This window comes from Anoxybacillus sp. LAT27, from assembly GCF_022030075.1.
Lineage (GTDB): Bacteria > Bacillota > Bacilli > Bacillales > Anoxybacillaceae > Anoxybacillus > Anoxybacillus kestanbolensis.
On record NZ_JAIWYK010000049.1, the window covers coordinates 1 to 915 of the forward strand.

The 915-nt window shown below is 49.5% G+C and carries 2 tRNA genes and 2 rRNA genes; all 4 read left to right on the forward strand.

The features are described 5' to 3' along the window. A 16S ribosomal RNA gene (locus LD028_RS02440) occupies positions 1 to 139 on the forward strand; the annotation flags it as partial. Between the two features lie 386 nt (positions 140 to 525). Beyond that, a tRNA-Ile gene (locus LD028_RS02445) sits at positions 526 to 602 on the forward strand. 10 nt (positions 603 to 612) lie between these two features. Beyond that, positions 613 to 688, forward strand: a tRNA-Ala gene (locus LD028_RS02450). 134 nt (positions 689 to 822) lie between these two features. Continuing rightward, positions 823 to 915, forward strand: a 23S ribosomal RNA gene (locus LD028_RS02455); the annotation flags it as partial.

Here is a 915-nt window from a genome sequence, read left to right on the forward strand (position 1 = left end):
TCACACCACGAGAGTTTGCAACACCCGAAGTCGGTGAGGTAACCCTTACGGGAGCCAGCCGCCGAAGGTGGGGCAAATGATTGGGGTGAAGTCGTAACAAGGTAGCCGTATCGGAAGGTGCGGCTGGATCACCTCCTTTCTAAGGATAAATACGAAAAGCGTAGGCGACTGTTTAGCCCCGACAAGCGCTGGAGGGCCTGCGAGGAGGCTGTTGCCGCCACAGCAGGACCGAAGTGGCTCGAGGGGCTAGGAGCCGGAGCTAGACATAAAGAAAAGCGGAGGATTTCTCCGTACATGTTGACAAACATAACAATCATATGATAAAATTCTGCTGTCTGTTTTGTTCAGTTTTGAGGGAACAGCCCCTCCTTTTTGAACAAAATATGTTTTGCGCCTGCGTCTGCGAGTGATGATTGCAAAGGTGATTGATTCCTCGGCGCATGGTACGAAGAAGTTGATCATGGTAGCGACCATGTTCAGTTTTGAGGGAATGCACCTCTAATAAAAAATATGATACGTATGTATGGGCCTATAGCTCAGCTGGTTAGAGCGCACGCCTGATAAGCGTGAGGTCGGTGGTTCAAGTCCACTTAGGCCCACCATACATGCCATGGGGCCTTAGCTCAGCTGGGAGAGCGCCTGCTTTGCACGCAGGAGGTCATCGGTTCGATCCCGATAGGCTCCACCATTTCTTTTATGAATAGGTATATGAATTGAAGAAGTGGTATGTTCCTTGAAAACTAGATAACAGGCAGTAAGAAAAGCGACAAACGGTTCTCGTTTGGAGCTAAACGATAAAGCCAAGCAATACAAAGTGTGTTTAGTTAAGTTAGAAAGGGCGCACGGTGGATGCCTTGGCACTAGGAGCCGATGAAGGACGGGACAAACACCGATATGCTTCGGGGAGCTGTAAGT